Source organism: Blautia sp. NSJ-140, from assembly GCF_022868965.1.
GTDB lineage: Bacteria > Bacillota > Clostridia > Lachnospirales > Lachnospiraceae > Blautia_A.
In genome coordinates, this window is record NZ_JALIFS010000025.1 from 1 (window position 1) to 1,418 (window position 1,418).

Sequence of the window (1,418 nt, forward strand, 5' to 3'; positions counted from 1 at the left end):
ATATACGGATCGGGCAGATGCTTTCGATGGACTATTTAACATGGTGTTGGGATATGGTATCCAGTTTTTACTGCCCTGCATTATCGGAGTGATTGCCGCTATTCTGTTTTTTATGGAACGCGACAACGATACATTCAAAAATCTGCGTACAATTCCCGTAACCAGCACGCAAATGGTACTTGCAAAGATTATTGTCCTTTTTATCTTTGGAATTGTTTTTTGCGTGGCTTCTACTATTGCAACAATTCTTTGCGGAATTGGAACATTAGAAGTTTATGGAATTGGTTATAAGCTGTTTTTGGCGGTTGAAACGGGGATCTTCATTACGGCAGGAACACTCCCGTTGATTGTCCTTGTTGTCTTTTTCAGTAAGACCTATGTTTTTTCCATTTTGTTGTGTGTCTTTTACAGCGTTCTGAACATGAGTGCTACGGCATTGTTTGACACACTGCCTAAAACTATGTTATGGCTTCTGCCCACGCCACTGACTATATTTTGGAGTGCGGGAGATATGGCGGCTCATGGAATAAAAATGGACTTGGAGCAAATGACAGGGCTAATTCCCTCAACATTTCAAGTTGTATTCATTCTTGGGATTATGGCATTCGTTTCGTTCTTACTGATTGACAGATTATATAAGCAGAGGGGGGAATAAACATGGTTCGCATTGTAAAAACAGAATTTTATAAATTGAAAAGGTATCATATCCTTTGGGCGGGCGTTGCACTCATGCTCCTATCTGTCCTGCTGACGTTGTTTACATCTATGGCGAATGATGGTTCCGTTTGGGATTTCGCCTATCTTACAGAACAGGTCATCAAAAACAATATGTCCATGATTTTTCCGATGTGTATCAGCCTAATTGCTGGATATATGATTTCTCGTGAACAGACGGATGACACATTAAAAAATATTCTGACTGTGCCGATCTCTTTTAAGAAACTGTTGACCGGAAAATTGATTGTGTGCGGCGTATTGTCTATTATTTTCGGGCTGATATGCAGTCTGTTTACAATCATAGCAGAAATGATTGTGGGATTTCCCGGCTTTGAGATTTCCTTAGCTCTAAAAGCAGCCTTGCAGATTACTGCGGTTAATTTCTTTTTATATCTTGCGGTTCTGCCGATTATCGCTCTTACTTGTCGGAGGGCAGGCAGCTTTTTAGTCGGTGTAATCATTGCTTTTGTCTATGGATATGGAGGGATGTTTGCCGCAGGAAATATGACATTAGCAAACCTTTATCCGATTACCGCAAGTCTTGGAATGGTAGGCTACCGTAGCTATGATACCGCAGTCAACTGGAATATCGGAACCTGTTCTTGCAGTCTTGCGCTTGCTGTCGTTATTTCTGCCATCTTGATTTTGTGCATGAAAGAACGAGAAGCAACCCAAACAAAGAAAAAGGCCAAAAAGGTAGC

2 protein-coding genes are annotated in these 1,418 nt (G+C 41.0%); both read left to right on the forward strand.

Annotation, left to right across the window (positions count from 1 at the left end; all coding sequences use genetic code 11):
* The coding region (locus tag MUB50_RS16850) for an ABC transporter permease (RefSeq protein WP_244802553.1) at positions 1 to 655 on the forward strand (655 nt) is incomplete at its 5' end.
* A 2-nt stretch (positions 656 to 657) separates the two neighbouring features.
* On the forward strand, positions 658 to 1,418 hold a 761-nt coding region (locus MUB50_RS16855; RefSeq protein ID WP_244802554.1), incomplete at its 3' end, for an ABC transporter permease.